This window comes from Phenylobacterium sp., assembly GCF_016124325.1.
GTDB lineage: Bacteria > Pseudomonadota > Alphaproteobacteria > Caulobacterales > Caulobacteraceae > Phenylobacterium.
Window position 1 is genome coordinate 1 of record NZ_WGNY01000009.1, and the last position, 25,209, is coordinate 25,209.

Sequence of the window (25,209 nt, forward strand, 5' to 3'; positions counted from 1 at the left end):
CAGCAGCGACATCTGGCGGTAGGCGACGGCCTGCTTCGAAAGGTCGTCATAGATGATGACGGCGTGCATGCCGTTGTCGCGGAACCATGCGCCCATGGCGCAGCCGGCGAACGGGGCCAGGAACTGCAGCGGGGCGGGCGCGGAGGCCGTCGCCGAGACGACGATGGTGTAGTCCAGGGCGCCGCGCTCCTCGAGCGTCTTGACGATCTGGGCCACGGTCGAGCGCTTCTGGCCGATGGCGACGTAGATGCAGTAGAGCTTGGCGCTCTCGTCGTCGCCGGCGTTGACCGACTTTTGGTTCAGGATGGTGTCGACGGCCACAGCGGTCTTGCCGGTCTGGCGGTCGCCGATGATCAGCTCGCGCTGGCCGCGGCCGATCGGGATCAGCGTGTCGATGGCCTTCAGGCCCGTCTGCACCGGCTCATGCACCGACTTGCGCGGGATGATGCCCGGGGCCTTCACGTCCACGCGGCGGCGTTCGGCCACGTTCTGGATCGGGCCCTTGCCGTCGATCGGTTCGCCCAGCGGGTTCACGACGCGGCCGAGCAGGCCCTTGCCGACCGGGACGTCCACGATCTCGCCGAGGCGGCGGACTTCGTCGCCTTCCGAGATGGCGCGGTCTTCGCCGAAGATCACGACGCCGACGTTGTCGCGCTCGAGGTTCAGGGCCATGCCCTTCACGCCGGCGGAGGGGAACTCCACCATTTCGCCGGCCTGGACGTTGTCGAGGCCGTACACGCGGGCGATGCCGTCGCCGACGCTCAGCACCGAACCGACGTCGGAAACATCGGCTTCTTCGCCGAAGTTGGCGATCTGCGACTTGAGGATGGCCGAAATCTCGGCGGCGCGGATGTCCATTGTTCTTACGCTCTCTTGAGGGCGAATTTCAGGGAGTCGAGCTTCGACTTCAGCGAAGCGTCGAAGAGGCGGGAGCCGACCTTCACCTTGATCCCGCCGAGGATGGCGGGGTCGACGCGGGTCGTGATCTCAGGGTCCTTGCCCAGCGCCTGGCGCAGGGCGGCGGCGACGCCCTTGGACTGGGCGGCCGTCAGTTGGATCGCGGTCGTGACCTCGGCCGAGACCGCGCCGCGCGCGTCGGCCGACAGCTTGGCGAAGGCGTCGATCACGGCGGCCAAGGCCGAAGCGCGGCCGTTCGCGGCGATCAGGCCCAGGGCCTTCTTGGTCGTGGCGTTGAACCGGGCCTTGGCCGCGATGCCGGCGAGGCCCTTGGCCTTGTCCTCGGCGCTGAACGCCGGCGAGGCCAGGAGCGTCCGCAGATCCTTCGAATCGGCGATGGCGGCCTTGAGCGACTTCAGGTCGGATTCAACCGCCGCGACTTGGTTCTGCTCGGTCGCAAGGTCGAAAAGGGCCTGCGCGTATCTCGAGGCCACATTCGCTACAGAGGAGTCGTCCGCCACTCTTATCCGCCCGGGTCGCGTTTCACGTGCCGCGAACGGAGGTTTCCGCTGCGGCTAAAGGCTTGAAAGCGCTTGAAAAAAGCACATCGGTCCTGGGGTCCGATCTGGCCCCCGGCCCAAAGCCGCGCGCCTACTAGCACGCGATGTTGTGCGTCGCAACCGAGAGGGCGGCCATCTTCCTCTAGGGAAATCCGCCCGTCTCCAGGGAAATCGGGCCGTTCGCCGCCCGGGGCCCAGTTCGACGGCGGGAGGGCCAAAAAAGAAGGCCCGCGGGGCGCACCCCGCGGGCCAGGCAGACAGAAGCTCGACTTGGAGCTGCTGGGAGCTTGTTACTGCTTGGCGAGGGTGGTCTCGCCGCCGGCCTTCGCGATGGCCTTGGCGTTGCAGTCGGCCAGGCGCGCTTCATCCAGCGCCTTGCGGCCTTCGAAGGAGGTGATCACGCCGACCTTGTCGGCGATCGTCTTGCAGGTGGAGGTGGCGAAGGTCTGCGAGGTCGGCGCCGCGGCGACGCAGGTGTCGGCTTCACAGTTGAACATCGCGCCGCCGGCGATGAACTTCACCTTCTCGGCGACGGGCGCCGAAAGCTTGGCGGTGACGGCTTCGCCGGCCATGGCGGATCCGGCGGTGAGGGTGGCGAGGGCGGCGCAGGCCGCAAGGAATTGGAGCTTCATTGAGCCCTCCAGCGTTCGGGGAGTGATCGGCGTCAGAATTGAGTACCGGCCCGGTCCGCCGCGTTGAATCGCCTCGGGTATCCCCTCCCTTGGCGCACGGAGAACTAAGCACCGCTAAGATAACGGTGTTAAGATCAAGCCGGCTACAGCTATTTTGGTTGTGCCGCTATGCGAAAATGCAGACCTCGGCCGCGGCGCCCCGAAATCCGCCGGAGCCTTCCGGATCGGACGGCGCCGCCCGATCCGGAAAAGGACGGCTCCGTCCTGGCGGCTTAGCCGCCGGCGGCGGTGATGGCGGCGTCCATCTCCTCGAGCGAGTGGTAGCCCGGCTCCATCTGCTTGCCGTTGATCACGAAGGTGGGCGTGGAATTGATCCCGTCCTTCTTGGCGTGCTGGTCCACGCGCTCGTTCAGCGCCTTCACCGCGGCTTCGTCGCTGATGCACTTGTTGAACTGGTCGTCGTTCATCCCGACCGAGCGGGCGATGTCGAGCAGGGTTTCGCGGGGCTGCTGGAACGCCTGTTCCTGGTTGCGGTAGATCGACTCGATGACCGGGAAGTACTTGTCCTTGCCGGCGCAGCGGGCCAGCAGGAAGCCTGACGCGGCCACGGTCACCTCGACCCCGCCCCCGACCAGCATCTCCTTATAGACGAAGTGCACCTTGCCGGTGTCGACGTACTTGGTCTTGAAGGCCGGGAAGACCTCGTTGGCCCAGCGGCCGCAGACCGGGCAGCCGACCGAGGCGTACTCCACCACCGTCACCTTGGCCTTGGAGTCGCCCAGGGTCATGTCGTCGGGCAGCGCGCCGGAGGACGTCGCCTTCTGTCCGCAGGCGGCCGCCAGCATCATCAACGCCGCCGTCAGGGCCAGTTTCGTCCGCGCCATCACTCGTCCTCTGGAAAGCCCGCGGCTTGCGGGCGGGGCGGGCAACTTGGCCGAAGACGGCCGGCGATGGAAGGCGCCTGCGGCCAATGTGTTCATCTCCCGTCAATCATGTTTGGGGTTCCGTGGCCTTGCGATATTCGAGGGGTCGGCCGGGGCGGCTCTCAAGGACGTTAGGACGACGTACAGATGGCCAACGCGCAGCCGCCGGGCCGCGGGCGCGGCGAACGCCCGCCCCGACCTCCGCGCTCCCGCCGCTCCCCGCTGCAGGCGCTGCTCTACTGGACGCTCGTGGTCGGCGTCTGGGGCGTCATCTTCGTCGTCGCCTTCTTCGCGGTCTTCGCCGTCGACCTGCCTGACACCTCGCGGCTCTACGACGTCGAACGCCAGCCCTCGATCTCCTACCTCGACCGGTCGGGCGCACTGATCGCCGTGCGCGGGAGCCAGTACGCCCCGCCCGTCGACCTCGACAGGCTGCCGCCCTACGTGCCGAAGGCGTTCATCGCCATCGAGGATCGCTGGTACTACTGGCACTTCGGGTTCAACCCGTGGGGCATCGTCCGCAGCGGCATCTACAACATCCAGCACAAGGGCCAGGGCGGTCCCTTGCGCGGCGGCTCGACCATCACCCAGCAGCTGGCGCGCAACCTGTTCCTCACCCCCAGCCAGAACTACCGCCGCAAGGCGCAGGAGCTGATCCTGGCCGTCTGGCTGGAGGCCAAGTTCTCCAAGAAGCAGATCCTCGAACTCTATCTGAACCGGGTCTATTTCGGCGCCGGCGCCTACGGCATCGAGGCGGCGTCCCAGCGCTACTTCGGCAAGCCCGCCTCGCAGCTCACCCTGGGCGAGAGCGCGCTGCTCGCCGGGATCATGAAGGGCCCCTCCCGCTATTCGCCCGTGGCCTCGACCGACCGCGCCGCGCGGCGCGCCACGGTGGTGCTGAACGAGATGGTCGAGGCGCACTTCATCACCCCGGAGCAGCGGGCGGAGGCGATCCGCACCAAGGTGCGGGTCAACCCGGTGCTGGCCAACCAGCGGGCGCAGTACTTCACCGACTGGGCGGACGAGCAGGTGCGCAGCCTGGTGGGCGAACCCACCGAGGATCTCGTGGTGGAGACGACGCTCGACCTGCCGCTGCAGGCCAGCGCCGAGCAGGCGCTGCGGCGCGGGGTCGAAGCCGCCAAGAGCCAGGGCGTCGAACAGGGGGCGCTGGTCTCCATCGACGGCGAGGGTCGCGTGCGCGCCTACGTCGGCGGGACCAACTACCTCCAGACCCAGTTCGACCGCGCGACCATGGCCAGGCGCCAGGCCGGCTCGGCGTTCAAGCCGTTCGTCTATCTGACGGCCATGGAGGCCGGCCGCACGCCCGAAACCCCGGTGGTCGACGAGCCGATCAAGATCGGCAACTGGGAGCCCCACAACTACACCAACCGCTACCTCGGCCCGATCACCATCGCCGAGGCGCTGAAGGAGTCGATCAACACCGTGGCCGCCCGTCTCGCCAACGAGGTGGGCACCGCCAACGTCGCCGCCACGGCCCACCGGCTGGGCATCACCTCCCAGATCCAGCTCGACCCCTCGATGGCGCTGGGCGCGGTGGAGGTCAGCCCGCTGGAGATGGCCCAGGCCTACGCGCCGTTCTCGAACGGCGGCTATCTCGCCCGGGCCTATGGCATCGAACGGATCCGCACCGCGGGCGGACGCGTGCTCTACGACCACAACGTCGACCGTCCCCGGCCCCAGGCGGTGATCGGCCAGCCGGCGCTGGCCTACATGGTCACCATGATGCGCGCGGTGGTGTCGGGCGGCGGAACGGGCGGCCGGGCCAACGTCGCCGGCTACGATCTCGCCGGCAAGACCGGCACCACCAGCGACTACCGCGACGCCTGGTTCGTCGGCTACACGGGCGGCTTCGTCACGGCCGTCTGGGTGGGCAAGGACGACAACAAACCCATGAAGCGGGTCACCGGCGGCGGCGCCCCGGCCGGGATCTGGAAGGACTACATGACCGCCGCCCTGCCGCGGCTGAAGGTCGAGCCCATTCCCGGCGGCGAAATCCCCGAGGAGTATCGCCAGAGCCCGATCGACCAGATCCTCCAGGGCGTCGCGGGCCTGTTCGGCGGCGGCCACGACGATACCCAGGCCTCGCCACCGCCCGTCGACACCCGCTCGCCCGCCCAGCGCCAGCGCCGCCCCGACGACCCGCCCTTCTGACCCGTCATCCCGGCCAAGCCTCGCGCGCGAGGCGCCGAGCCGGGACCCAGCAGCTCAGACCTCGACGCTGCAATATGCGCCGCGTCAACGCCGTACGGCTGGGTCCCGGATCTCCGCGCTTCGCGAGCGCTCCGTCCGGGATGACGGACAAGGATGAAGCCTAGCGTCCGAAGGCGTGCAGGCGCGCGCCGTGGGCGCGCAGCCAAGCGCGGTGACGCCGTTCGTCGCCGACCAGCGCGCGCACGTGGGCCCAGAACCTCGGGCCGTGGTTCAGCTCGCGCAGGTGGGCGCACTCGTGCGCGGCCACATAGTCGGCCACCTCGAACGGGGCCAGCGCCAGCCGCCAGGAATAGCGGATGACCCCCGGCGCGCCGCGGAGGCCCGGCTTGCACGAGCCCCACCGCGACTTGGCGTCGGCCACCGACACCTTGGGCATCGGCGCGCCAAGGCGTTCGGCGTAGTGCGCGGTCCGGGCGGCCAGCACCTCCAGCGCCTTCTTCTTCAGGACGAGGATCACGGCGCGGGCGAAGCCTTCGCCCTCGCCCATGGCGCAGATGCGCGGCGTGGAGCCGTCGACGGGCTCGACCCAGCGCGCCCGACCTGGGGCCTGCTCCAGGCGTACGGGCCGGCCGAACACCTCGATGAGCTGGCCGGGGGCGAAAGGGGCGGGCGGCGGCAGTTCGGCCAGGCGCTCGGCGATCCATCCGGCCCGCTCGTGCGCGAAGGCGGCCGCCTCGGGCAGGCGGCGGAGGGAAGGGGCGGTGGCCACGATCTCGCGGCGGGTGCGGTCCAGGCGCAGGGAGACCCGGCTGGCCCGGCGGTTGACCTTCAGGCGGACGGCCGCGCCGGCCACCTCGAGCCGGTCGCCGTCGGCGAAGGCGCGGCCGAGGAAACTCATGCGGCCCAGTCTAGTCTGAGTCTGCGCGTTCAGCCCTTGGCCGTGCGCGGCCGCATCGGCACCACCTCGGCGCCTTCGCGGACCTCGGCGGCGGGCGCTTCCGGCTCGGGCGCGGCGGCGGCCTTGCGCGTGCGCGGCGCCTTCTTGGCCAGCGGCTCCATGCGGCGGATGAAGTCGCGCACCCGCGGATAGATCTCCTCGCGGAAGCGGCGGCCGTTGAAGACGCCGTAGTGGCCCACGTGCGGCTGGATGTAGTCTTCCTTCATCTCGATCGGCAGGCTGAGGCACAGGCGGTGCGCCGCCTGGGTCTGGCCGATGCCGGAGATGTCGTCGTTCTCGCCCTCGACGGTGAGCAGGCCGATGTCGGTGATCCGCTCGGGGCGCACGCGGCGGCCGCGGTGGGTCAGTTCGCCCTTCGGCAGCAGATAGCGCTGGAACACCACGTCGACCGTCTGGAGGTAGAATTCCTCGGTCAGATCCAGCACCGACAGATATTCGTCGTAGAAGGCGAGATGGCTCTCGGCGCTGTCGCCGTCGCCGTCCATCAGGTGGCCCAGGTAGCGGCGGTGCGCCTCCTGGTGCTTCTCCAGGTTCATGGAGACGAAGCTGGCGAGCTGCACGAAGCCCGGATAGACGCGCCGGCCCGCGCCCAGATAGGGCGGCGGCACGTTGTAGATCATGTTGGATTCGAACCAGGCGAAGGGCTTCTCCTCCGCCAGCTTGTTGGTGACCGTGGGCGACAGGCGCGCGTCGATCGGCGAGCCCATGAAGGTCATCGACGCCGGCCGGCTCTCCTCGCGATCCTCGGCCATCAGCGAGGCCGCCGCCAGCACGGGCGGCCCCGGCTGGCAGACCGCCACCACGTGGGGACGCGGCCCCAGCACGCGCAGCATGTCGCGGATGTGGTCGATGTAGTCGTGGAAGTCGAAGCGCCCGTCCATGAACGGCACGTCGCGCGCGTTGGACCACTCGGTGATGAAAACCTCGTGATCCTGCAGGAAGGCCTCGACCGTGCCGCGCAGAAGGGTGGCGTAGTGGCCCGAGAGCGGCGCGGCGATCAGGACGGCCGGCTCCAGCTCGGTCTTGCCGGCGCGGCGCAGGTCGCTCATGTCGCGCGAGAAGTGGGTCAGCTTGGCCCAGGGCGTCGACCAGACCTCCTGGGCGCGCACGCGGACGTCGCGGCCGTTGATGGCCACGCTGTCGATGTTCCACGCGGGTTTGCCGTAGCGCCGGGTCAGGTTCGCGAACAGGTCCGACGTGGCGTAGAGCCGCCGGCCCAGTTCGGTGTCGGCCGCCGGATTGAGCGGCGAGTTCCAGAAGTCCCGGGCGGCGAGCGCGGCGAGACGCAGGGGGGAGGCGGCGTAGTAGCCGGCTTCATAGAGGGTATAGAGCATGCGGGACCCCACCTTGTGCGCTGCAACATACCATGGGGGACGTTAACAGGGTCCGCAAGGACAACGGGACGCGGCGCCGCAGCAAATCAGCAGCTGGTCGCGTCGGGTCCCGCCTTGATCGCGGTTTCGATCTTGGACGCCGTCTGCTCGGGCGTCGCGCCGTAGGGCAGCACGCAGGCGAACCGGCCCTTGGGCGTCATGAGGTAGCTGTAGGACGAGTGGTTGACCACGTAATCGTCGCCGCTGACCTGCTTCTGGTAGAAGACGCGATAGGCCTTGGCGACGGCGGCGACCTGGTCGGTCGAGCCCGTCAGGCCCACGAGGTTCTTCGGGAACGCGTCGTTGGAAACATAGGCCTTCATCTGCTCCGGCGTGTCGCGTTCGGGATCCACCGAGATGAACACGGTCTGGAAGTCCTTCAGGTCGGAGCCCAGCAGCGGCTCCACCTGACCAAGGGCGAAGAGCGTGGTCGGGCAGACGTCCGGGCAGTGGGTGAAGCCGAAGAACACAACGCTCCACTTGCCCTTCAGCAGATCCTGGTCGACGGTATGTCCAGATGTGTCGACCAGCTGGAAGGGGCCGCCGACGGCGACGCTTTGCGATTGATCGCCAAGCACGCCCTTGCGAACGGCGAGACCGGTGAGGATGGCGAGCGCGAGCGCGAGGACCGCGATAAGCGCCAGAATACGCCTGGACATGCGTGTTTCCTTTGCTGCCGGCGGGCCTGCCGCCGCGGGAAGCTGAACAGCCGTGGCGAGCGAGAACGCTCCAGCCCCCGACCTCGATAAGGCCGCCATCCCGGCGGCGCAAGACAACGCCCAGCAGGATGTCTGGGACACCGGCGCGATTCGCCGCGGCCATCTGCGCGTCCGCACCCTGGCCTCGGTTCGCTGGATGGTGATCGTGGGCGAGATCGCCCTGCTCACGGCCATGGCGGCGATGCGCTATCACGCGCCCTACGCGCCCTGCGCCGCCGTGATCGCGGCGGGCGCGTTCATCAACCTGCTGACGGCGATGTCGGGGCCCGGCCAGCGGGTGCTGGGCGACCGGGAGGCGATGGCCCAGCTGTCGCTCGACATCCTGCAGCTGTCGGCGCTGATGAGCCTGATCGGCGGCACCGCCAACCCCTTCATCCTGGTGCTGATCGCGCCGGTGACCCTGGCGGCGGCGACGCTGCCGCTGCAGCCGCTGCTGATCCTGGGCGGGCTCGCCGCCGTGATGTCGGTGGCCCTGGCGGTGGTCTCGCTGGGCTATCCGTCGGCGTCCCCCGAGCCGCGGCTCGACCTGGAGTATCGGCTGATCTCGGGCGCCGCCAACGTGGCGGGGATCGCGCTCATCGCCGGCTTCGTGCGCCAGTCGGTGGTGGAGGCGGCGCGGATCGCGCTGGCCCTCGACGTCACCCAGGCGGTGCTCGCCCGCGAACAGCGGCTCTCGGCCCTGGGCGCCCTGGCGGCCGCGGCGGCGCACGAGCTGGGCACGCCGCTCGCCACCATCTCCATCGTCGCCAAGGAGATGTCTCGCGAGGCCGTGACCCCGGCGGTGAAGGACGACGCCGACCTGCTGATCGCCCAGGCCGAGCGCTGCCGCGAAATCCTGCGCCGGCTGGCGGCGACCCCCGACAAGGCTTCCGACGAGGTCCATGAACGCCTCTCGCTGCGCCAGCTGGTGCAGGAGGTGATCGAGCATCACACGGGCGCCTCGCGGGAGGTGCGCGTCGAGGCCATCGTCACCGGCGCCAAGGACGTGAAGACGCCCGACATCCGCCGCATGCCCGAGATCATCCACGCCTTCTCGACGTTCGTGGAGAACGCCGTCGATTTCGCGAAGTCGGAGATCCTCGTGTCGGCCCGGTTCGACGCCGACACCATCACCATCGAGGTGCGCGACGACGGTCCCGGCTTCTCGCCGGAGATCCTGGCCAAGCTGGGCGAGCCTTACGTCACCACCCGGCCGGGCGCCGAGGGCTCGCGGACGGGCCACGTCGGCATGGGCCTGGGCTTCTTCATCGCCAAGACGCTCCTGGAACGGACCGGGGCGGAAGTGAGCTTCTTCAACGGCAAACCGCGCGGCGCCGTCGTCACGGCGCGTTGGTCGCGAAGCGAACTGGAGGTTGCTTGAAGATAATCGCACCGCGCTTGAACATTCTGACAAAATTGCGGCATTCTGTCGCACCTAGTAGCGAGGGAGCCCTCGACAGAGGGTCGACGGAATGACCGACCTCTCCGCTGAAGTCACCGCCCTTCCCGACAAGAGCCTGCTCGTGCTCGACGACGACGCGCCCTTGCGGACGCGCCTGGGCCGGGCGCTCGAACAGCGTGGCTTCGAACCGACCCTGGTCGGCAGCGTCAACGAGGCCATAGCGGCCGTTCGGACGCACGCGCCGGCCTACGCCGTGCTCGACATGCGGCTCGAGGACGGATCCGGCCTGAAAGTCGTAGAGGCGGTCCGCGATGCGAGGCCCGACGCCAAGATCATCATGCTCACCGGCTACGGCAACATCGCCACGGCCGTCCAGGCGGTGAAGGCGGGGGCCGTCGACTACCTCTCCAAGCCGGCCGACGCGGACGACGTGGTCCGCGCGCTGCTGGCCAAGGGGGACGCGCCGTCGCCGCCGGAAAACCCGATGAGCGCCGATCGCGTGCGGTGGGAGCACATCCAGCGGGTCTACGAGCTGTGCAACCACAACGTCTCGGAGACGGCCCGGCGGCTCAACATGCACCGGCGGACCCTCCAGCGCATCCTGGCCAAGCGCGCCCCGCGCTGAAGCGCGTCCCGGCTGGCTCGGTCGTCAAAGGGTCAGAGTTCGCTGACGGCCACGCCGGCCGCGCGAAGGGCCGCCAGGCGGGCGAAGGCCAGGGTCAGCGCCTTGCGGCGGGCGCCGGCGAGCGTCTCCACAGGGGCCTCGCGAAGGATCGCCCCGCCGAAGGCGTCGGCGACGATCAGGCCGGGCTCGTCGGGCAGGATGTCGCGCGGGAATTCCGGGGCCACCGCGAAGGCGAAGGCGTCGCAGTAGGGCCGGTATTCCGGCCATTTGCCGTCGGTGCGGAAATCCTCCAGGCCCGATTTCACCTCGATGATGAAGATCTGCCCCTTGGCGCTCAGCGCCATCAGGTCGGCGCGCCGGCCGTTCGGCAGGGTGACCTCGGCCAGAGGCGTGTAGCCCAGGTCGATCAGCAGGCGCGCCGCCCCGCGCGTGACGGCGGCGGTCGTCTCGGGCCGGGAGGGTGCGGCGGGCTGGTCCATCCGCAAGTCTTGTTCCGGCTACGTTCCCAAGGCAAGGGGGCCGTGTCCGGGGCTCAGTCGCCCATGGGCAAGGGGAATTCCAGCCGGCCGACGTCGAAACCCAGCTGGCGGATGCGCGCGAGCGCCTGGCGCTGGATCGCCGCGGGCAGGGTAGGCCGCTGCGACATCAGCCACAGGTACTTGCCGTTGGCGGTGGCCAGCACCAGCCAGCCCTCTTCGGGCCGATGGTCGAGGACCACATAGTCCTGGCTGACGATCCCGCCGAAGAAGCTCATGCGGAACCTGGCGTTGGTGTGCGGGTCGGCGACCGTCGCCTTGGCCTTCCAGGTGGTGAGCGGGCCGCTGGGGCTGCCCTTGTGGCACGACTGCACGACGGCGAAGCCCTTGGCCGCCGGCGTCCAGTCGGAGGCGCCGGCCTCGCAGCCGGTCTGCAACTGGTTGGGCACGCGCGCGACCTCGTACCAGCGGCCCATCATCTGCGTCAGGTCGATGTGACGGGCGGGCTGCGCCGGGGCCGCGAGGGCCGCCGAGGGCGCGAGGATCAGGCCGGCGAGAATCGCGGCGAGGGGCAGAAGGCGAGCCATGTTGCAGCGCAATATCGTAAAATGGTGAACATTTGAACGCCGCGTCGACGCCAGGCCGCGCCATATAGGGAGAGATGGGCGCGATTGCGACCGGGCGCCCGATGCCGGGACGGGAGGGCCTACGAAATGATCGCCTATTCCACATTGGGCGTGAACGACATGGCGCGCGCCGTCGCCTTCTACGACCGGGTGTTCGCCCCGCTGGGCGCGACGCGCGAGACGACGAGCGAGACCTGGACCGGCTATGCGCGGGCCGGCGACCGGGGCCGCTTCTTCCTCACGCGGCCGTTCGACCGCCATGCGGCCACCTCCGGAAACGGCGCGATGCTGGCCTTCCATGCGCCCGACCGCGCGGCGGTCGACGCGTTCCACGCCGCGGCCCTGGAGATGGGCGGCGCCGACGAGGGCCCGCCCGGCGTGCGCGAGGGCATGGATCCGGTGTTCTACGCCGCCTACGTCCGCGACTGCGACGGCAACAAGCTGTGCGCCTTCGTGCGCAAATAGGCCGGCGGTCTACTCCGCCGCGACGGGCGCCCGCCGCTCGCCGCCCAGGAAATTGATCTCCTGGAGATAGCGGATGCCGTCCTCGGCGATGTCGTCGCCCACCATCCGGTCGCCTTCGCCGGCGAGTTCGTCGAGGTCGACGTACATGGCGTAGAAGCCGCGGGTCCGCTGGGTGATCAGGCCGGCGTTGAGCAGGGTCTTGATCAGCACCCGGAAGACGTTGGTCTCGCTGCGGATCTTGCGGTCCGCGTCGCGGGCCTTGCGCCGGGCGATGATGTCGGCCGTCACCCGCTCGGGGTCGAGGCCGTAGGGCGTGAACATCGCCGCCATCTGGTCGGGCGCGCCGCGGTCGAAGAACAGCTTCTGGGCGCAGTGGGCGGTCCAGTCCTCCACCAGGTCGCGCTCGGCCTGGCTGAGCTGGGGGATGGTGCGGTCGGCCCAGATCTTCCCGAACTTGTGGTGGAAGGCTTCGTCGGTCATCACCAGCTGGAACAGCTTCCGCGCCAGCGGGTCGCGGTTGAAGCGGTAGCCGTGGGCGAAGGCGCCCATGGCCAGGCCCTCGACCAGCATCTGCATGCCCACGATCTTCTTGTAGACCTCGGGCGCCTCGATGATCTCGATCAGCAGCGATTTGAGCGCCGCGCTGCATTCCACCGGCCGGCCCCAGCGGGCCTTCACGTACTTGGCGAAGGCGGTGACGTGGCGGGCTTCCTCGCGGGTCTGGTTGGCGGCGTATTCCTGGGCGCCCTGGTCGAGCAGCACGTGGCAGAGGCTGGCCGACAGGTTCAGCGCGCCCTGCTCGCCGTGCAGGATCGAGGAGAAGTTGCGCAGCTGCATGCCGTTGATGAACGCCACGCGCGCCTTGGGATCGGTCAGGGTCTCGTCGACGTAGGGCAGGCGCAGGAGCGGCACCTGGTCCTCGGGCAGCAGCGCCTCGTTCTCCAGGTCAAACGGCTCGGAGAAGTCGATGTATTTGGTGTCCAGCGGGTCCCAGAAGTGGTCGTGGGTCGCCGAGATGATCTTGTCGAAGGCGGTGGAGCGGGCGTTGTAGCGGTCGAGCTCCAGCATCGACTCGAAATCGTCGGGCGCCACCGCGCCGTACATGACGTCCTTGGTGATGTTGCCGTCGGCCATTCGATCCTCCTGGTCCGTCTGCCGCGGACCTGAACGCCGATAAGTGTCCGCCCGGAAGCGCCGACGGTCAAACCACGAAAAACACGAAAGCGCGGGACGCCCGGGCGCGCCCGGGTCGCGCGCGAGAGAGGGGCCCGTCGTCGGTGGCTCGGCCGGCGCTGTCACCCGTGGCCGCAAAAGACAGAGCCTCCGCTTTCGCGGAGGCTCCGAAGAAACAACGATGCTGTCGCGCGCGGCCTACTCGGCGGCGATCAGGACTTCCTTGGCCTTGTCGGCGAAGTTGATCTCCTGGAGGTAGCGGATGCCCTCCTCGGCGATCTCGTCGCCCACCATCGCCTCGCCCTCGCTCCGCAGTTCGTCGAGATCGACGTACATGGCGTAGAAGGCCCTGGTGCGGTCGGTGATGATCCCGGCGTTGAGCAGGGTCTTCACCAGCACGCGGAAGATGTTGGTCTGCTCCTTCATCCCCTCGCGGCGGCTCTCGTCGGTGATGATCTCGGCCAGCTCGGCGATCACCATGTCGGGGTCCAGGCCGAACTCCTCGTAGAGGCTGCGCTGCTGGTTCGGGCCCACCAGGTTGAACAGCAGGGTCTGGAAGCACTGGGCGGCCCAGAGCTCGATGATCTCGTGCTCCTTCTCCGTCAGGTGCGGGATGGTGCGGTCGGCCCAGATCTTCCCGAACTTGTGGTGGAAGGCCTCGTCGGTCATCACCAGCTGCATCAGCTTCTTGCAGAGCGGGTCGTTGGTCACCTTGAAGAAGGTGGCGAAGGCGCCCATCGCCAGACCCTCCACCAGCATCTGCATGCCGATGATCTTCTTGTAGACCTCGGGCGAGTGGATGATGTCGACCAGCAGCGCCTTCAGCGTCGGGCCGCATTCCACCGGCCGGCCCCAGCGGGCCTTGATGTACTTGGCGAAGGCGGTGACGTGGCGGGCTTCCTCGCGCGTCTGGTTGGCGGCGTACTCCTGCGCGCCCTGGTCCTTCAGCACGTGGCAGAGGCTGGCCGACAGGTTCAGCGCGCCCTGTTCGCCGTGCAGGATGGAGGAGAAGCTGCGCAGGGCGAACTGGTTGACGAAGCGGACGCGGTCCTTGCGGTCCGACAGGCGGTCGGAGACGTACTTGGTCTGCAGCGAGACGACCATGTCCTCCGGGATCACCATCTCGTTCTCCATGTCGAACGGCTCGGAGAAGTCGATGTATTTGGTGTCCAGCGGGTCCCAGAAGTGGTCGTGGGTCGCCGAGATGATCTTGTCGAAGGCGGTCGAGCGGGCGTTGTAGCGGTCGAGCTCCAGCATCGACTCGAAGTCGTCGGGCGCGACGGCGTCGTAGATGATGTCCTTGGTGATGTTGCCGTCGGCGGCCATGGCTTCCTCCTGCCTAGTTGCAGTTAGGATGCGGTCTCAACAGCGATCAGTCAAGGAAAGTGACGGTGGCGTCACTTTTGTAAACGCGCGTTTACCGCACGCGCCGGCTCAGCCGGTCTCGGCCTCGATCGCCTCGATCTGCGGGTCCGACAGGCCGAAGTGGTGGCCGATCTCGTGGACCAGCACGTGGGTCACCAGCTCCTCCAGGGTGATCTCGCCGTGCTCGGCCCATTCGTCGAGGATCGGGCGGCGGTAGAGGAAGACGCGGCTGGGCTCGGGCGACGGCTCCATCACCGAACGCTGCGACAGGTCGACCCCGGAATAGAGCCCGGTCAGGCCGAACGGATCCTCGATGCCCAGGTCGTCCAGCACCTCGTCGGGCGGGAAATCGTCGACACGGAAGATCACGTCGCCGGTCAGCCGGCGGAACCCCTCGGGCAGGGCGGCGAACGCCTGCTCGGCCAGGGCGGCGATGTCCTCCAGCGACGGCGCGCGGCCGAACATCTCACTCATCGGGCATCACGATATGCGGGGCCTCCGGCGGGCGGGTCTCGAACAGGCCGATGTCCAGCGCCCGTTGCGGGCGCGTGGGCCGCAGGGGCGCGCGGGCGATGGCGCGCAGGGTCTCGGGGTCGAGGTCGCGGCCGGCCTTGCGCGCATCGCGGGCCTGGGGCGCCTCCAGGGGCCGGTCGGGGGTTCCGATCCGCCAATACGAGACGGCCAGGCGCCACACCGTCCGCGGCGGCTTCGGCGGCTCGGGCCAGCGCCGGCCGTCGGCGTAGGCGGGCTCCACGGCGCGCGGCCGTGCCGCGTCCTCGGCGATCCGCTCCACCAGCGTGCAGTAGCGGTCCTGCGGTTCGGGCGCCGCGCCGGTGCGCTCGTCCTCCAACCGCCCCGCATAGGCGTCCAGCGCCGCCTCGCGCGTGGCGAAGGCCGGCCCGGTGAGGTCCGTGGCGAACGCGACCGCCTCGTCGGCCGCGCGCCGGGCCTCGCTTTCGCGCGCCGCGCGGCCCAGGGGCCGGGCCAGCGCCAGCTCGGCGTTCGTCGCCACCGGGTAGAGGATCGCGGTCATCGCGCGCATTCTCGCTGAAAAGTCCGCCCGATAGAACGCCCGGCGCGGGGTGCAGGGTGCGAGGGCGAGCTTCGCGGCCTAAGCTGGCGGGGATTGATTCGCCGGGGCGTCGATGAACGCGCACGAACTGATGCTGGCGGCGGCGGCCGGCGCCGTGAGCCTGGCGCTCTCCGCCGTCCTCTGGGCGCTGGCCCAACGGCGCGCGGCCGACCGGCGCGTGGCGGCCTTGAACGCGCGCATCCGCCAGCTCGAAGTCGGAGCCGAGGCGGCCCAGGCTTCGGCCGAGGCCTTCGATTCCGCCCTGCTGGCGGTGGAGGACGGCCAGGCCCTGCTGGCCTCGGGCGGCGAGAGCCTGTCGGTGGTCTGCGAGGCCCTGGGCCTGGCGCAGGCCGATCCGCAATATGTGCTGAACGCCCTGATGCGGGCCGATCCCGACCATGCGCGGCGCCTGCGCGGCCTGTTCGAGCGGGGCGAGGCCTGCGCCTTCGAGGTCAAGGGACCGGCCGGCGTGGTCACGGTCGAGGGCCGCGCGGCCGGCGCGCTGGCCTGGCTGCGGGTCTCGGCGGTGCTGGGCGAGGACCAGGGCCTGCCCACCGCGCCGCGCTTCGTCGCCTTCCTCAACGCGCGAACGAATCCGGCCTGGATCGCGGCGGCCGACGGGTCCCCCGTCTGGGTCAACGCCGCCTGGCTGAAGGCGGTCGACGCCGGCAGCCTCGACGAGGCCGCCCGCCGGGGCGTCGCCTTCGACCGCGGAGCCGACGCCATCGCCAGCGAGGCGGCCAACATGGGCCAGCGGCGCGAGGCCGTGCGCTGGCTCAGCCTCGCCGGCCGCCGCCGCGCCTTCCTCATCTCGGCCCAGCCTCTCGAGGGCGGCGGCGTCGGGGTCTGGACCGACGACGTCACCGACCTGGAGGAGGCCCGCGAGGAGACCAAGCGCAACGTCGAGGCCCACGACGAAACGCTCAACCGCATCGACGACGCCGTGGTGATCTTCGATCGGGCCAAGCGGCTGAGCTTCCACAACACCGCCTTCGCCGAGCTGTGGGGGGTGGAGCCGGCCTGGCTCACCGAGCGGCCGACCCACGGCGAGATCCTCGACCGCCTGCGCCAGCGCCGCCGCCTGCCCGAGACGGCCGACTACGCCAAGTGGAAGGCCGCCGAACTCGCCCGCTACGAACAGCTGGAAGCCCAGCCCGACGACATGTGGAGCCTGCCCGACGGGCGCACGCTGCGCGTCGTGCGCCAGGCCCACCCCATGGGAGGCCTCCTGCTGCTGTTCGCCGACATCACCGGCGAGCTGAAGATGAAGGCCCAGTACAACGCCCTCATCCAGGTCCAGCAGGCCACGCTCGACAAGCTGTCCGACGCGGTGGCGGTGTTCGGCTCGGACGGCCGCCTGCGCCTGCACAACGAGAGCTTCGAGCAGTTCTGGAACATCACCCCGCTGCAGCTCGAGGCGGCCGGCGACTTCGAGGGGGTGGTCGAGCTGTGCGTGCCCAAGCTGCACGACATGGCGTTCTGGAAGGAACTGAAGGGCCGGGTGGCCGATCCCGATCCCGCCGCCCGCATGCCGATCACCGGCGAGGCGCAGACCTCCGATGACCGGATCATCGAATACCGCACCCGCCCGCTGCCCGACGGCGCCACCCTGATCGCCTTCACCGACGTCACCGACGCGCGGCGCCTGCAGAGCGCGCTCACCGACCGCGAGCAGGCGCTCAGCGAGGCCGAGCGCCTGAAGCGCGACTTCGTCGGCAATGTCTCGTACGAGCTGCGCACCCCGCTCACCACGATCATCGGCTACTCCGAACTGCTGGAGCACGCCGGCGACGGTCTGCCCGAGCGCGCCCGCGGCTATGCGGCGTCGGTCAAGGCGGCGGCCACCCAGCTCGCCCGCTCGATCGACGACGTGCTCGACATGGCCCAGATCGACGCCGACGAGATGGCGCTCGATCTCGCCGAGGTGAACGTGGCCGACCTGCTGATCGACGTGGCCAGCCGCTGGCGCGCCGAGGCCGAGCCGCACAAGGTCTCCCTCGTCCTGGAACGGCCGCACGAGGTGGGCGTGATCCGCGGCGACCGGCGCCGGCTCGCCCAGGTGCTCGACCACCTGATGGAGAACGCCATCGCTCAGACGCCGCCGGGCGGGACGGTGACGCTGGCGGCGCGCAAGGGCCTGAGCGAGGTGCAGCTCCAGGTCTCCGACACCGGCCGGGGCATCCCGTTCCACGTCCAGGCGCACATCTTCGACCGCTTCATCGGCCGCGAACGCGGCGGTCCGGGCCTGGGCCTGGCGCTGGTGAAGGCGATCACCGAGCTCCATGGCGGCTGGGTGGCGCTGGAGAGCGAGCCGGGCGCCGGCGCCACCTTCACGTGCCACCTGCCGGAAGAGGCGCACGCGGTCAGCCAGCCCGAGCTGGGCTTCGCGAGCTAAGGCGGCCTCATTCCCACCGTGTCATCCCGGTTTCGGCGAAGCCGAAGACCGGGACCCATAAGCTCCGATGCTGGAGGCGATTTGCGGCGGCGACGCCCGGACATATTTGCGACCGATCGTGCTCATGGGTCCCGGTCTTGCGCCTACGGCGCAAACCGGGATGACACACGGGGGGGAGACGCTCGCCAGCGTCCCTCAGTTCTCCGGCGCGGTCTCGATCGGGTTGTCCATCCGGGGGTCGAGGCTGGCCGTCTTCATCGCGTCCTCGAGCTTGCGCACCGGATCGGCCGAGGTTGTCGTGAAGGCGAGCGTGGCCGGCGCGGCCCGCGTATGGCCGATGTTGGCGAAGCCGCGGTCCGGCGCGGGGGCGGCGTTCAGGGCGATCGAATAGCTGTGGCCCGGCTTGGTCGTGCACAGCAGGACGAAGGTCTTGGCGTCGTTCAGCAGCCGCGGCGTCTTCAGGCAGTCGGGCGCGTCGCCGCCGGCCGCGGGCGCCAGGTCGAAGCCCGTCTCCAGCATCTTCTGGTCGAAGGTCAGCTTCAGCACCAGGACGCCTGGTGCGACGGCCTGTCCCGCCGCCGGGAAGCTGCCGACCAGACGCGGCGGTTCGGTCACCGGGGCGACGACGACGCCCTGGACCTCGTGGGGCTGGGCGGGCGGATCGGCGGCGGCGGCCAGGGAGGCGAAGAGGAGCCAGGCGGAGAACGGCATGGCGCCAAGCTGGACGTTCAGAGCGACGACAACAAGGCGCCTTCGCGCGTCCTCAGAGCCTTCCCGGATCAGGTGGGATCACCTGATCCGGGAAGGCTCGATCTTCAAGCATATGGAGCCCGTCCGGGCGGGTGAACCGGTATCCACTTCACCCTGACGGGCTCTAGATCATCCAGGGATCGCCGGCGGCCGCCAGCAGCTTGGTCAGCTCCGCCTGGCGGCTGACGCCGGTCTTCTCGAAGATGCGCACCAGGTGGCCGCGCACGGTGTAGAAGCTGATCCCCAGGCGTTCGGCCGCCTCGCGCGGCGTGTCGCCCTCGAAGAGCGCGGCCGCGACCCGCGCCTCCGCCGGGCTGAGGCCGAAGATGTCGCGCAGGCGCTCCTCCGACAGCCGTCGCGGCGTCTCCAGGTCGTTCACGCAGACCAGCACGGTGGGCGCCTGGCGGATCGCGACCGAGGCCTCCGCGCGGAGCGGCGCCACCGAGACGGGGATCGGGAGGCGGCGGGCCAGGGAGATCAGGGTCATGGCGCCGCCCCTCCGCTCCCAGGGCGTCGCCGCGCCGGCGCGGGCGATCAGGCCGTGGAGTTGCTGGGTCGCGCGGGAGGACGCCGCCGACAGGCGCCCGCCCACGACGCCCACGCCGATCCGGGCCGTCATCAGCGCCTCGGCGGCGGGATTGGCGTAGAGCACCCGCCCGTCGGCCTCCACGACGAACAGCGCGTGCGGCGAGGCGGCCAACCCGGCCTCGCCCGCGAGCCGCCGCGGCTGTTGGGCGACGACCTTCTGACCGAGGTCGAAGGCGCGGATCACGTGCTGATGGAGCCGGCGCGCCAGCCCCAGCGCAGGCTCGCCGAAGCGGTCCTTCTGGGCTGTCCGCGAGACCATCAGGAAGGCGGCGTCGTCGCCGTGCGCGGTCAGGCCGAGGCGTAGCACCGAGTGGAGGCCGAACGGGCGCATGAACTCGTTGTAGAACGGGGTCCGGACCAGCTCGGCCTTCGGCATGGCGTCGTCGTCGGCGACGATGTGCGGAACGAAATGGCGGACCCGGTCGCGCGGGCTGTTCTGCCAGCGCTGGCTGGGGTGGCGGGTCGCGAACGCGCCGAAGTAGGTGGGCAGCACGCCGGGATCGAGCCGCGCGGCGAGCCCCTGGCCCCGGCGCGATCGCTGGTCCTGCCAGACGAGCGCGGCGCTGGCGCCGCCCATGGCGTCGGCGAAGGCTTCGAGGAATCCCGGCCACAGCTCGGGATCGACCGCGGCGCCGTACGCCAGGTCGAGGACGCGTCCGACGCTCGCCTCGTCCATTCCCGCCCCCGATCCGTCGCAAGTCGACGCATTTCGGCCGGCCGGAACAGTCCATTTGCACCTATGGCCCGTCCGCCGAACCGCTTTTCCTGCGCTTCAAGTCGCCGCGGTGGTGACGAGGATTTCAACCGCGCGGGGCGAGGAACGCAATGCGGAACTCCTGCTGCGCGACCACGGCCCAACGCATGATGGAGCGGAGAATGCGGATTTCCCACGTGTCGGCCGGTGTCGCGCCGGGGCCCGGGAGCCGTCCGCTCATGATCGTCGGCGTCGGCGGACTCGGGGCAAAGCTGCGCGCCCGCCGCAGCCTGCGAGCGTCGGCCGTCTAGGCGGCCGACAAACGGCCGGGCGGCGGCTGCGGGTTCCGTGTCTACCCGCGGCGGTCGTCCGGCCGCACTTGCGTATCGATTGTCAGGAGGCGGTCCCGGCGTTCGCGCCGGGACGCGCATCGCGCCTCAGTGCTGGCTTTCCGGCATGGTGACGATCAGGCCGTCCAGCTCGTCGGTCACCTTGATCTGGCACGAGAGGCGGCTGTTGTCCTCGACGCCTTCGGCGAAGTCGAGCATCGACTCTTCCATGGCCGAGCGCTCGCCGGTCTTCGCGAGCCATTCCTCTTTCACATAGACGTGGCAGGTGGCGCAGGCGCAGGCGCCGCCGCAGTCGGCGTCGATGCCCGGGATGTTGTTCTTCACGGCGCCTTCCATGACGGACAGGCCGTTCTTCACGTCGACGACGTGTTCGGCGCCGTTGTGTTCGATGTAGGTGATCTTGGCCATTGGGCGCCCCTCACTAATCGCCGAGCCGTTCCCGCCTGCGGGACCCGGCTTCTTGTTGAAATGAGCACGCTTCCGCGCGAGTGGATCCGGTCATGAGGGCGCGCTCACGGCGGCGACCTCTTTCATGGAAACGGTCGGGTCCGCAAGCTTCGCCTTGTCCACGGGCTTGCGGCTCAGGATGAGGTTCTTCCCCATCATGAATTCGGGCGGCGAGTTGATCGCCTCGACGGCCTGGATCTGGTCGCCCTTGAGGTGGAAGACCGCGAACTTCCCGTTGGCCGGATCGCCGCGGACCAGCACCTCGTCGACATCGAAGGCGTAGCCCGCGATCTGGAGCTTCAGGTCGTACTGGTCCGACCACTGCCAGGGGCACTCGCCCGCCGGGCGCGGCCGGCCGGTGATGGCGCTGGCCGCCTGCTTGGCCTGTTCCAGGGCGTTGGGCACGCTCTCCATGCGGAACATGCGGTCGTAGATCGGCATCGGCCGGTGGGCCACGTCGCCGATGGCGAAGACCGACGGGTCGGTGACGCTGCGCGCGTCCAGGTCGACCACCACGCCGCGGGCGCATTCCAGACCGGCGTCCTTGGCCAGCTCGTCGTTCGGGACCGCGCCCACGCCGACCACGGCGGCGTCGCACGCCAGCACCCGGCCGTCGTCCAGCCGCACGCCGGTGATGTGGCCGCCTTCGCCCTCGAAGCCGGTGACGGTCGCGCCCAGTTCGAAGCGGACGCCGTGCTTCTCGTGATAGGCCTTGAAGAAGGTGGAGAGCGTCTCGCAGGCGACCCGGGCCAGCAGGCGCTGCTCGCGCTCCACCACGAACACCTCGGCGCCGAGCGCCCGGCCCGAGGCGGCGACCTCCAGGCCGATGTAGCCGCCGCCCACCACCGCCAGGGTCTTGCCCGGGCCGATCGTCGCCTTCAGCGCCTCGGCGTCGGCGGCGGTGCGCAGGAACAGCACGCCCTTCAGGTCCATGCCCGGGATCGGCAGGGCGATGGCCCGCGCGCCCGTGGCCAGGATCAGGATGTCGTAGGCCAGCGACGATCCGTCCGAGAGCGTGACGGTCTTCGCGCCCCGGTTCAGCGCCGTGGCCGTGACGCTGGGCCGGAAATCGATGTCGTTCTCGGCGTAGAATTCCACCGGCTTCAGCGCCAGCGAGTCCGCGTCGGCCTCGCCCTTGAGCCAGGCCTTGCTGAGCGGCGGGCGCTGGTAGGGCGCGATCGGTTCGGTCCCGACCAGGGTGATCGGTCCGCCGTGTCCGTACTGGCGCAACAGGGCCGCGGCCGTGCCGCCGGCATGGCCCGCGCCGATGATCACCACATGTGCGGCGTCGCTCATATCTCTCCGATGCCCAAAAGTGACGGCAGCGTCAACTTCTCCGGCGCCCAGTTCGAGGCGCCGGGTCCGATGCTCCCATAGCGTCCTGACGGCGGGGGAGCCAATAACGGTTGTAGAACGCTGTTTGGATAGGCCCAATCAGGAGGCTGCGCCGGCCTGTGGGTCGATGCGCGGCCAACGACGGCGGAGGAAGCCATGGACGACGGATCTATCGATTTCCGGGAGGCGGCCGCGGCCGAGGCCCGCAGCCTGCCGATCGAGGCGCTGAATCCGGCCCAGGCCGATCTGTTCGCCGCCGACGCCATGTGGCCGATCTTCGACCGCCTGCGCGCCGAGTCCCCGATCCACTACACGCCGCGCAACGACGAGTACGACGGCTTCTGGTCGATCACCCGCTACCAGGACATCATGGCGGTCGACACCAACCACGAGGTGTTCTCCTCGGCCGACGGCATCGTCCTGCAGACGCTCGAGGCCAAGGCCGAGTCCGACAAGCGGCCGCGCGGCAACAGCTTCATCGGCATGGACCCGCCCGGCCATGACGTGCAGCGCAAGACGGTCAGCCCGGCCGTGGCGCCGCACAACCTGGCCCTGATGGCGCCGCTGATCCGCGAGCGCGCGGGCAAGATCCTCGACGACCTGCCGATCGGCCAGGAGTTCGACTGGGTGGACCTGGTCTCGAAGGAGCTGACGGCCATGACCCTGGCCACGCTCTTCGACTATCCCCAAGAGCGCCGCCGCGAGCTCACGTTCTGGTCCGACATGTTCACCAACGCCCCCGGCTTCGGCCCCGCCAAGAGCTGGGAGCACAAGCGCGAACAGGCCGACGCCTGCTTCGACGCCTTCGACGTGCTGTGGAAGGAACGGGTGAACGCCGAGCCGAGGTTCGACCTCGTCTCGATGATGGCCCACGCCGAGGCCACCCGGAACCTCAGCGCGACCGACTATCACTCGAATGTCGTGCTGCTGATCATCGGCGGCAACGACACCACCCGGAACACCATCTCCGGCTCGGTCTACGCGCTGAACAAGAACCCCGACCAGTACGACAAGCTGCGCGCCAACCCCGGCCTGATCCCCTCGATGGTGTCGGAGACCATCCGCTGGCAGACGCCGCTGGCGCACATGGCGCGCACCGCCACCCGCGACTTCGAGCTGGGCGGCAAGACGATCCGTGAGGGCGACCGGGTGGCCATGTGGTACGTCTCGGGCAACCGCGACGACGCCCAGATCGAGAACCCGAACGCCTACATCATCGATCGCGAGCGGCCGCGGAACCACCTGTCGTTCGGCTTCGGCATCCACCGCTGCGTGGGCAATCGCCTCGCCGAACTCCAGCTCACGATCATCTGGGAAGAGATCCTCAAGCGCTTCCCGACGATCCAGCTGGCGCGCGAGCCCCTGCGCACCCACTCGGTGTTCGTGAAGGGCTACGAGACCCTCCCGGTGGTGATCCCGACCCGCAACTGAGGGCGCGACGCCGCACCCCGGCTCAGCCTATGATCCGGGGCATGGAGGCGCGGCGGCGATACCACGTGGGCGATCTTCGCGGCCGACTGGTTCGCGCCGCCCGCGGCATGCTGGAGGAAGGCGGGCTCAAGCAGCTCAACCTGCGGGCCCTCGCCGCCCGGGCCGGCATCACGACCGGCTCGATGTACCATCACTACGAGAGCAAGTCGGCGCTGCTGGCCGAGCTGGCGGCGGGCGGCTTTAAGGAGCTGCGGCGCGACCTCGACGCGGCCGACCGCGCCGCCGGGGAGGGCCAGCGGCTGCGGGGCTGGGCGACCGGCTATTTCCACTTCGCCCAGCGGGAGCCCGCGCTGTTCGCCCTGATGTTCGATCCCGAGATCGAGGGCCTGGAGCCCGTGGCCGAGGCCCGCGCCGCGGCCCTGGCCGGCCTGCGCCGGATCGTGGAGGAGGTCGCCGTCGCCCAGCAGCGCGTCGACCCGCCGCTCGACCAGATCACCCTGGCGGTCTGGGCCGCGGCCCACGGCGCGGCCGCGCTGAAGTCCAGCGCGCCCGGTGGGGCGGAACTCATCGACGACGTGATCTCGGGGCTGGACGTGCTGTTCCGCCCCGTCCGGCCCTAGACCGAAAGCCCAGCCCGCCTAGCGGCCCGCCGGCCCTGCGGCGTTCAGCGCGGCGATGGTGCGCAGCCTCCGGTTCGGGATCGGCGTGGCGGCCGGGCAGGTGTTGGCCGTCGGCGCGGCGTCGACCGGCCAGCTCAGGTCGTAGGTGACGCGCACGGCCTTGTGGTCGGACAGCATCGGATCGTCGGGACCGCCCGCGAACAGGGTCCGCACCCGCACCGGCCGCACCGTCATCGTCTGGCCCGACCGGAAGAACTGCAGATCCTCGGTGTCGAGCCAGGGCGTGGCGCCGGTCCAGGCGACGCGGACGTCGCATCCGGCGCCGGTCTCCAGGCAGTAGTGCTGCACCAGGGTCAGGGGCTGCACCGCCTCGAACGCGGCGAACCGCGCCGGCGAATGGCGCATGTTGAAGTCGCCGGCCAGCACGGTCGGCCCGCCGGCGTCGCCCCGCGCGGCGACGAAGTCGGCCAGCTCCTGCGACTGCACCTCGTGCGACACCAGCGTGCGCGTGGTCGACGTGCCGGAGCGGTGCTTGGAGTTCATGTGGCTGTCGAAGATGCGCAGCGGCTCGGGGGCGCCGGGGATCGCCAGCTCGGCGTAGAGCGCGCCCTTGTTGCTGAAGCAGTCGAAGCCGGCGCAGGCGTGGTGGCTGAACGGCTCCGACTTGTGCGCGAGGATCGGATATTCGCTGACGATGGCCAGGCCGCCGCCGGCCAGGCGGACGCCAAGCTCGCCCTTCTTCCAGCGGCGGGGGCCGGGCACCCGGCCCTTCGACGGCATGTCGCGGCGCTTGAACTGCGACGGGCCCGCCACCCGCGCCGGATAGCCGGCCGCGCGCACGGCGTCGACGGCGGCGTCGCTGAACATCTCCTGGAAGACGATCACGTGCGGCGCGTCGCCGGCCTCGCGCATGGCCGCCAGGCGCTGGCCGATCTCGGCCAGCTCGGCTTCGCGGCCCTTGCGGACGGGCCAGCCCAGGCCCTCGAGATTGTAGGTCATGACCTCGATCCGCGCGTGGGCGGTGCGGCCGTCGGACGACAGGGTCACGGCTGGCTCGGGCGCTTGCGCGCAGGAGAGGGTCCTGGGTTGCGGAAGGGTCGCACAGCCGCCCGCGAGCAGCGGAAACGCCAGGGCGGCCCCGGCGGCGAACAGGCGGAAGCGGTGGCGCGTGGGTCCCATGCC

Annotated in this window: 23 protein-coding genes and 2 pseudogenes; 7 read left to right on the top strand and 18 right to left on the bottom strand. The window is 69.9% G+C overall.

The features are described 5' to 3' along the window. From GC203_RS04405 to GC203_RS04420, 4 genes and pseudogenes are all read right to left on the bottom strand, one after another. Positions 1 to 858, bottom strand: a pseudogene (locus GC203_RS04405) (F0F1 ATP synthase subunit alpha); the annotation flags it as partial. A gap of 5 nt (positions 859 to 863) precedes the next feature. Continuing rightward, positions 864 to 1,418 carry a F0F1 ATP synthase subunit delta gene (locus tag GC203_RS04410; RefSeq protein ID WP_293451739.1) on the bottom strand — a complete coding sequence of 185 codons (555 nt, stop codon included), beginning with the start codon at positions 1,416 to 1,418 and terminating at the stop codon, positions 864 to 866. A 329-nt stretch (positions 1,419 to 1,747) separates the two neighbouring features. After that, positions 1,748 to 2,089, bottom strand: coding sequence for a hypothetical protein (locus tag GC203_RS04415; protein ID WP_293451741.1), 342 nt, complete (start codon positions 2,087 to 2,089; stop codon positions 1,748 to 1,750). A gap of 272 nt (positions 2,090 to 2,361) precedes the next feature. After that, the gene (locus GC203_RS04420) at positions 2,362 to 2,973 is read right to left on the bottom strand and encodes a DsbA family protein (RefSeq protein WP_293451743.1); all 612 of its coding nucleotides are present in this window, start codon (positions 2,971 to 2,973) and stop codon (positions 2,362 to 2,364) included. A gap of 186 nt (positions 2,974 to 3,159) precedes the next feature. Here GC203_RS04420 and GC203_RS04425 point away from each other — a divergent pair, with 186 nt between their 5' ends. Next, the gene (locus tag GC203_RS04425) at positions 3,160 to 5,184 is read left to right on the top strand and encodes a penicillin-binding protein 1A (RefSeq protein ID WP_366501442.1); all 2,025 of its coding nucleotides are present in this window, start codon (positions 3,160 to 3,162) and stop codon (positions 5,182 to 5,184) included. 160 nt (positions 5,185 to 5,344) lie between these two features. Here the strand turns inward: GC203_RS04425 and GC203_RS04430 are convergent, their stop codons facing one another. The 3 genes and pseudogenes from GC203_RS04430 to GC203_RS04440 all read right to left on the bottom strand — a co-directional run bounded on the left by GC203_RS04430 (position 5,345) and on the right by GC203_RS04440 (position 8,174). Then, entirely contained in the window at positions 5,345 to 6,082 is a 738-nt protein-coding gene (locus GC203_RS04430) for a SprT family zinc-dependent metalloprotease (protein ID WP_293451745.1), read from the bottom strand. Positions 6,083 to 6,234: 152 nt separating this feature from the next. Continuing rightward, positions 6,235 to 7,476, bottom strand: a pseudogene (gene phaZ, locus GC203_RS04435) (polyhydroxyalkanoate depolymerase); the annotation flags it as partial. An 86-nt stretch (positions 7,477 to 7,562) separates the two neighbouring features. Continuing rightward, positions 7,563 to 8,174 carry an SCO family protein gene (locus GC203_RS04440; RefSeq protein ID WP_293451747.1) on the bottom strand — a complete coding sequence of 204 codons (612 nt, stop codon included), beginning with the start codon at positions 8,172 to 8,174 and terminating at the stop codon, positions 7,563 to 7,565. A gap of 52 nt (positions 8,175 to 8,226) precedes the next feature. On the opposite strand from GC203_RS04440, the gene GC203_RS04445 reads away from it, so the two are divergent. Beyond that, on the top strand, positions 8,227 to 9,594 hold the full coding sequence (locus tag GC203_RS04445; RefSeq protein ID WP_293451749.1) for an ActS/PrrB/RegB family redox-sensitive histidine kinase: 1,368 nt from the start codon (positions 8,227 to 8,229) through the stop codon (positions 9,592 to 9,594). 91 nt (positions 9,595 to 9,685) lie between these two features. Then, positions 9,686 to 10,240, top strand: a complete 555-nt coding sequence (locus GC203_RS04450) for an ActR/PrrA/RegA family redox response regulator transcription factor (RefSeq protein ID WP_293451751.1) — start codon at positions 9,686 to 9,688, stop codon at positions 10,238 to 10,240. 32 nt (positions 10,241 to 10,272) lie between these two features. Here GC203_RS04450 and mmcB read toward each other — a convergent pair whose 3' ends face one another. Beyond that, positions 10,273 to 10,719 (bottom strand): DNA repair putative endonuclease MmcB, encoded by a 447-nt coding sequence (mmcB, locus tag GC203_RS04455; protein WP_293451753.1) that lies wholly within the window; start codon positions 10,717 to 10,719, stop codon positions 10,273 to 10,275. Positions 10,720 to 10,772: 53 nt separating this feature from the next. Then, positions 10,773 to 11,303, bottom strand: a complete 531-nt coding sequence (locus tag GC203_RS04460; protein ID WP_293451755.1) for a lipocalin family protein — start codon at positions 11,301 to 11,303, stop codon at positions 10,773 to 10,775. A gap of 126 nt (positions 11,304 to 11,429) precedes the next feature. Here GC203_RS04460 and GC203_RS04465 point away from each other — a divergent pair, with 126 nt between their 5' ends. Continuing rightward, positions 11,430 to 11,807 carry a VOC family protein gene (locus GC203_RS04465; protein WP_293451757.1) on the top strand — a complete coding sequence of 126 codons (378 nt, stop codon included), beginning with the start codon at positions 11,430 to 11,432 and terminating at the stop codon, positions 11,805 to 11,807. A gap of 9 nt (positions 11,808 to 11,816) precedes the next feature. Here the strand turns inward: GC203_RS04465 and GC203_RS04470 are convergent, their stop codons facing one another. From GC203_RS04470 to GC203_RS04485, 4 genes are all read right to left on the bottom strand, one after another. Continuing rightward, positions 11,817 to 12,941: a ferritin-like domain-containing protein gene (locus tag GC203_RS04470; RefSeq protein WP_293451759.1), complete on the bottom strand. Its 1,125-nt coding sequence runs from the start codon at positions 12,939 to 12,941 to the stop codon at positions 11,817 to 11,819. A 237-nt stretch (positions 12,942 to 13,178) separates the two neighbouring features. After that, positions 13,179 to 14,306, bottom strand: coding sequence for a ferritin-like domain-containing protein (locus GC203_RS04475; RefSeq protein WP_293451761.1), 1,128 nt, complete (start codon positions 14,304 to 14,306; stop codon positions 13,179 to 13,181). 108 nt (positions 14,307 to 14,414) lie between these two features. Then, positions 14,415 to 14,819 (bottom strand): metallopeptidase family protein, encoded by a 405-nt coding sequence (locus GC203_RS04480; protein ID WP_293451763.1) that lies wholly within the window; start codon positions 14,817 to 14,819, stop codon positions 14,415 to 14,417. After that, positions 14,812 to 15,378 carry a hypothetical protein gene (locus GC203_RS04485; protein WP_293451765.1) on the bottom strand — a complete coding sequence of 189 codons (567 nt, stop codon included), beginning with the start codon at positions 15,376 to 15,378 and terminating at the stop codon, positions 14,812 to 14,814. Before GC203_RS04485 ends, GC203_RS04480 begins: the two co-directional genes overlap by 8 nt. 112 nt (positions 15,379 to 15,490) lie before the next feature. Between GC203_RS04485 and GC203_RS04490 the strand changes: the two genes are divergently transcribed. Beyond that, entirely contained in the window at positions 15,491 to 17,812 is a 2,322-nt protein-coding gene (locus GC203_RS04490; protein ID WP_293451767.1) for a PAS domain-containing sensor histidine kinase, read from the top strand. A 195-nt stretch (positions 17,813 to 18,007) separates the two neighbouring features. Here GC203_RS04490 and GC203_RS04495 read toward each other — a convergent pair whose 3' ends face one another. The 4 genes from GC203_RS04495 to GC203_RS04510 all read right to left on the bottom strand — a co-directional run bounded on the left by GC203_RS04495 (position 18,008) and on the right by GC203_RS04510 (position 21,937). Then, positions 18,008 to 18,523: a hypothetical protein gene (locus GC203_RS04495; RefSeq protein WP_293451769.1), complete on the bottom strand. Its 516-nt coding sequence runs from the start codon at positions 18,521 to 18,523 to the stop codon at positions 18,008 to 18,010. A gap of 163 nt (positions 18,524 to 18,686) precedes the next feature. Then, positions 18,687 to 19,826, bottom strand: coding sequence for a helix-turn-helix transcriptional regulator (locus GC203_RS04500; RefSeq protein WP_293451771.1), 1,140 nt, complete (start codon positions 19,824 to 19,826; stop codon positions 18,687 to 18,689). 455 nt (positions 19,827 to 20,281) lie between these two features. After that, entirely contained in the window at positions 20,282 to 20,602 is a 321-nt protein-coding gene (locus GC203_RS04505) for a 2Fe-2S iron-sulfur cluster-binding protein (RefSeq protein ID WP_293451773.1), read from the bottom strand. A gap of 90 nt (positions 20,603 to 20,692) precedes the next feature. Further along, on the bottom strand, positions 20,693 to 21,937 hold the full coding sequence (locus GC203_RS04510) for an FAD-dependent oxidoreductase (protein WP_293451775.1): 1,245 nt from the start codon (positions 21,935 to 21,937) through the stop codon (positions 20,693 to 20,695). Positions 21,938 to 22,132: 195 nt separating this feature from the next. Between GC203_RS04510 and GC203_RS04515 the strand changes: the two genes are divergently transcribed. After that, a complete protein-coding gene (locus GC203_RS04515) occupies positions 22,133 to 23,407 on the top strand; it encodes a cytochrome P450 (RefSeq protein ID WP_293451777.1) in 1,275 nt (424 codons plus the stop codon). 65 nt (positions 23,408 to 23,472) lie between these two features. Further along, positions 23,473 to 24,027 (top strand): TetR/AcrR family transcriptional regulator, encoded by a 555-nt coding sequence (locus GC203_RS04520; protein ID WP_293451779.1) that lies wholly within the window; start codon positions 23,473 to 23,475, stop codon positions 24,025 to 24,027. Positions 24,028 to 24,045: 18 nt separating this feature from the next. Here the strand turns inward: GC203_RS04520 and GC203_RS04525 are convergent, their stop codons facing one another. Next, entirely contained in the window at positions 24,046 to 25,206 is a 1,161-nt protein-coding gene (locus GC203_RS04525) for an endonuclease/exonuclease/phosphatase family protein (protein WP_293451781.1), read from the bottom strand. Positions 25,207 to 25,209: the final 3 nt, after the last annotated feature.

What these genes read in the sequence shown, in the direction of transcription:
- GC203_RS04415 (WP_293451741.1), bottom strand. Translation starts at nt 2,089, where the DNA reads ATGAAGCTCCAATTCCTTGCGGCCTGCGCCGCCCTCGCCACCCTCACC.
- GC203_RS04420 (WP_293451743.1), bottom strand. Translation starts at nt 2,973, where the DNA reads ATGGCGCGGACGAAACTGGCCCTGACGGCGGCGTTGATGATGCTGGCG.
- GC203_RS04425 (WP_366501442.1), top strand. Translation starts at nt 3,160, where the DNA reads ATGGCCAACGCGCAGCCGCCGGGCCGCGGGCGCGGCGAACGCCCGCCC.
- GC203_RS04430 (WP_293451745.1), bottom strand. Translation starts at nt 6,082, where the DNA reads ATGAGTTTCCTCGGCCGCGCCTTCGCCGACGGCGACCGGCTCGAGGTG.
- GC203_RS04440 (WP_293451747.1), bottom strand. Translation starts at nt 8,174, where the DNA reads ATGTCCAGGCGTATTCTGGCGCTTATCGCGGTCCTCGCGCTCGCGCTC.
- GC203_RS04450 (WP_293451751.1), top strand. Translation starts at nt 9,686, where the DNA reads ATGACCGACCTCTCCGCTGAAGTCACCGCCCTTCCCGACAAGAGCCTG.
- mmcB (WP_293451753.1), bottom strand. Translation starts at nt 10,719, where the DNA reads ATGGACCAGCCCGCCGCACCCTCCCGGCCCGAGACGACCGCCGCCGTC.
- GC203_RS04460 (WP_293451755.1), bottom strand. Translation starts at nt 11,303, where the DNA reads ATGGCTCGCCTTCTGCCCCTCGCCGCGATTCTCGCCGGCCTGATCCTC.
- GC203_RS04465 (WP_293451757.1), top strand. Translation starts at nt 11,430, where the DNA reads ATGATCGCCTATTCCACATTGGGCGTGAACGACATGGCGCGCGCCGTC.
- GC203_RS04470 (WP_293451759.1), bottom strand. Translation starts at nt 12,941, where the DNA reads ATGGCCGACGGCAACATCACCAAGGACGTCATGTACGGCGCGGTGGCG.
- GC203_RS04475 (WP_293451761.1), bottom strand. Translation starts at nt 14,306, where the DNA reads ATGGCCGCCGACGGCAACATCACCAAGGACATCATCTACGACGCCGTC.
- GC203_RS04480 (WP_293451763.1), bottom strand. Translation starts at nt 14,819, where the DNA reads ATGAGTGAGATGTTCGGCCGCGCGCCGTCGCTGGAGGACATCGCCGCC.
- GC203_RS04485 (WP_293451765.1), bottom strand. Translation starts at nt 15,378, where the DNA reads ATGACCGCGATCCTCTACCCGGTGGCGACGAACGCCGAGCTGGCGCTG.
- GC203_RS04490 (WP_293451767.1), top strand. Translation starts at nt 15,491, where the DNA reads ATGAACGCGCACGAACTGATGCTGGCGGCGGCGGCCGGCGCCGTGAGC.
- GC203_RS04495 (WP_293451769.1), bottom strand. Translation starts at nt 18,523, where the DNA reads ATGCCGTTCTCCGCCTGGCTCCTCTTCGCCTCCCTGGCCGCCGCCGCC.
- GC203_RS04500 (WP_293451771.1), bottom strand. Translation starts at nt 19,826, where the DNA reads ATGGACGAGGCGAGCGTCGGACGCGTCCTCGACCTGGCGTACGGCGCC.
- GC203_RS04505 (WP_293451773.1), bottom strand. Translation starts at nt 20,602, where the DNA reads ATGGCCAAGATCACCTACATCGAACACAACGGCGCCGAACACGTCGTC.
- GC203_RS04510 (WP_293451775.1), bottom strand. Translation starts at nt 21,937, where the DNA reads ATGAGCGACGCCGCACATGTGGTGATCATCGGCGCGGGCCATGCCGGC.
- GC203_RS04515 (WP_293451777.1), top strand. Translation starts at nt 22,133, where the DNA reads ATGGACGACGGATCTATCGATTTCCGGGAGGCGGCCGCGGCCGAGGCC.
- GC203_RS04525 (WP_293451781.1), bottom strand. Translation starts at nt 25,206, where the DNA reads ATGGGACCCACGCGCCACCGCTTCCGCCTGTTCGCCGCCGGGGCCGCC.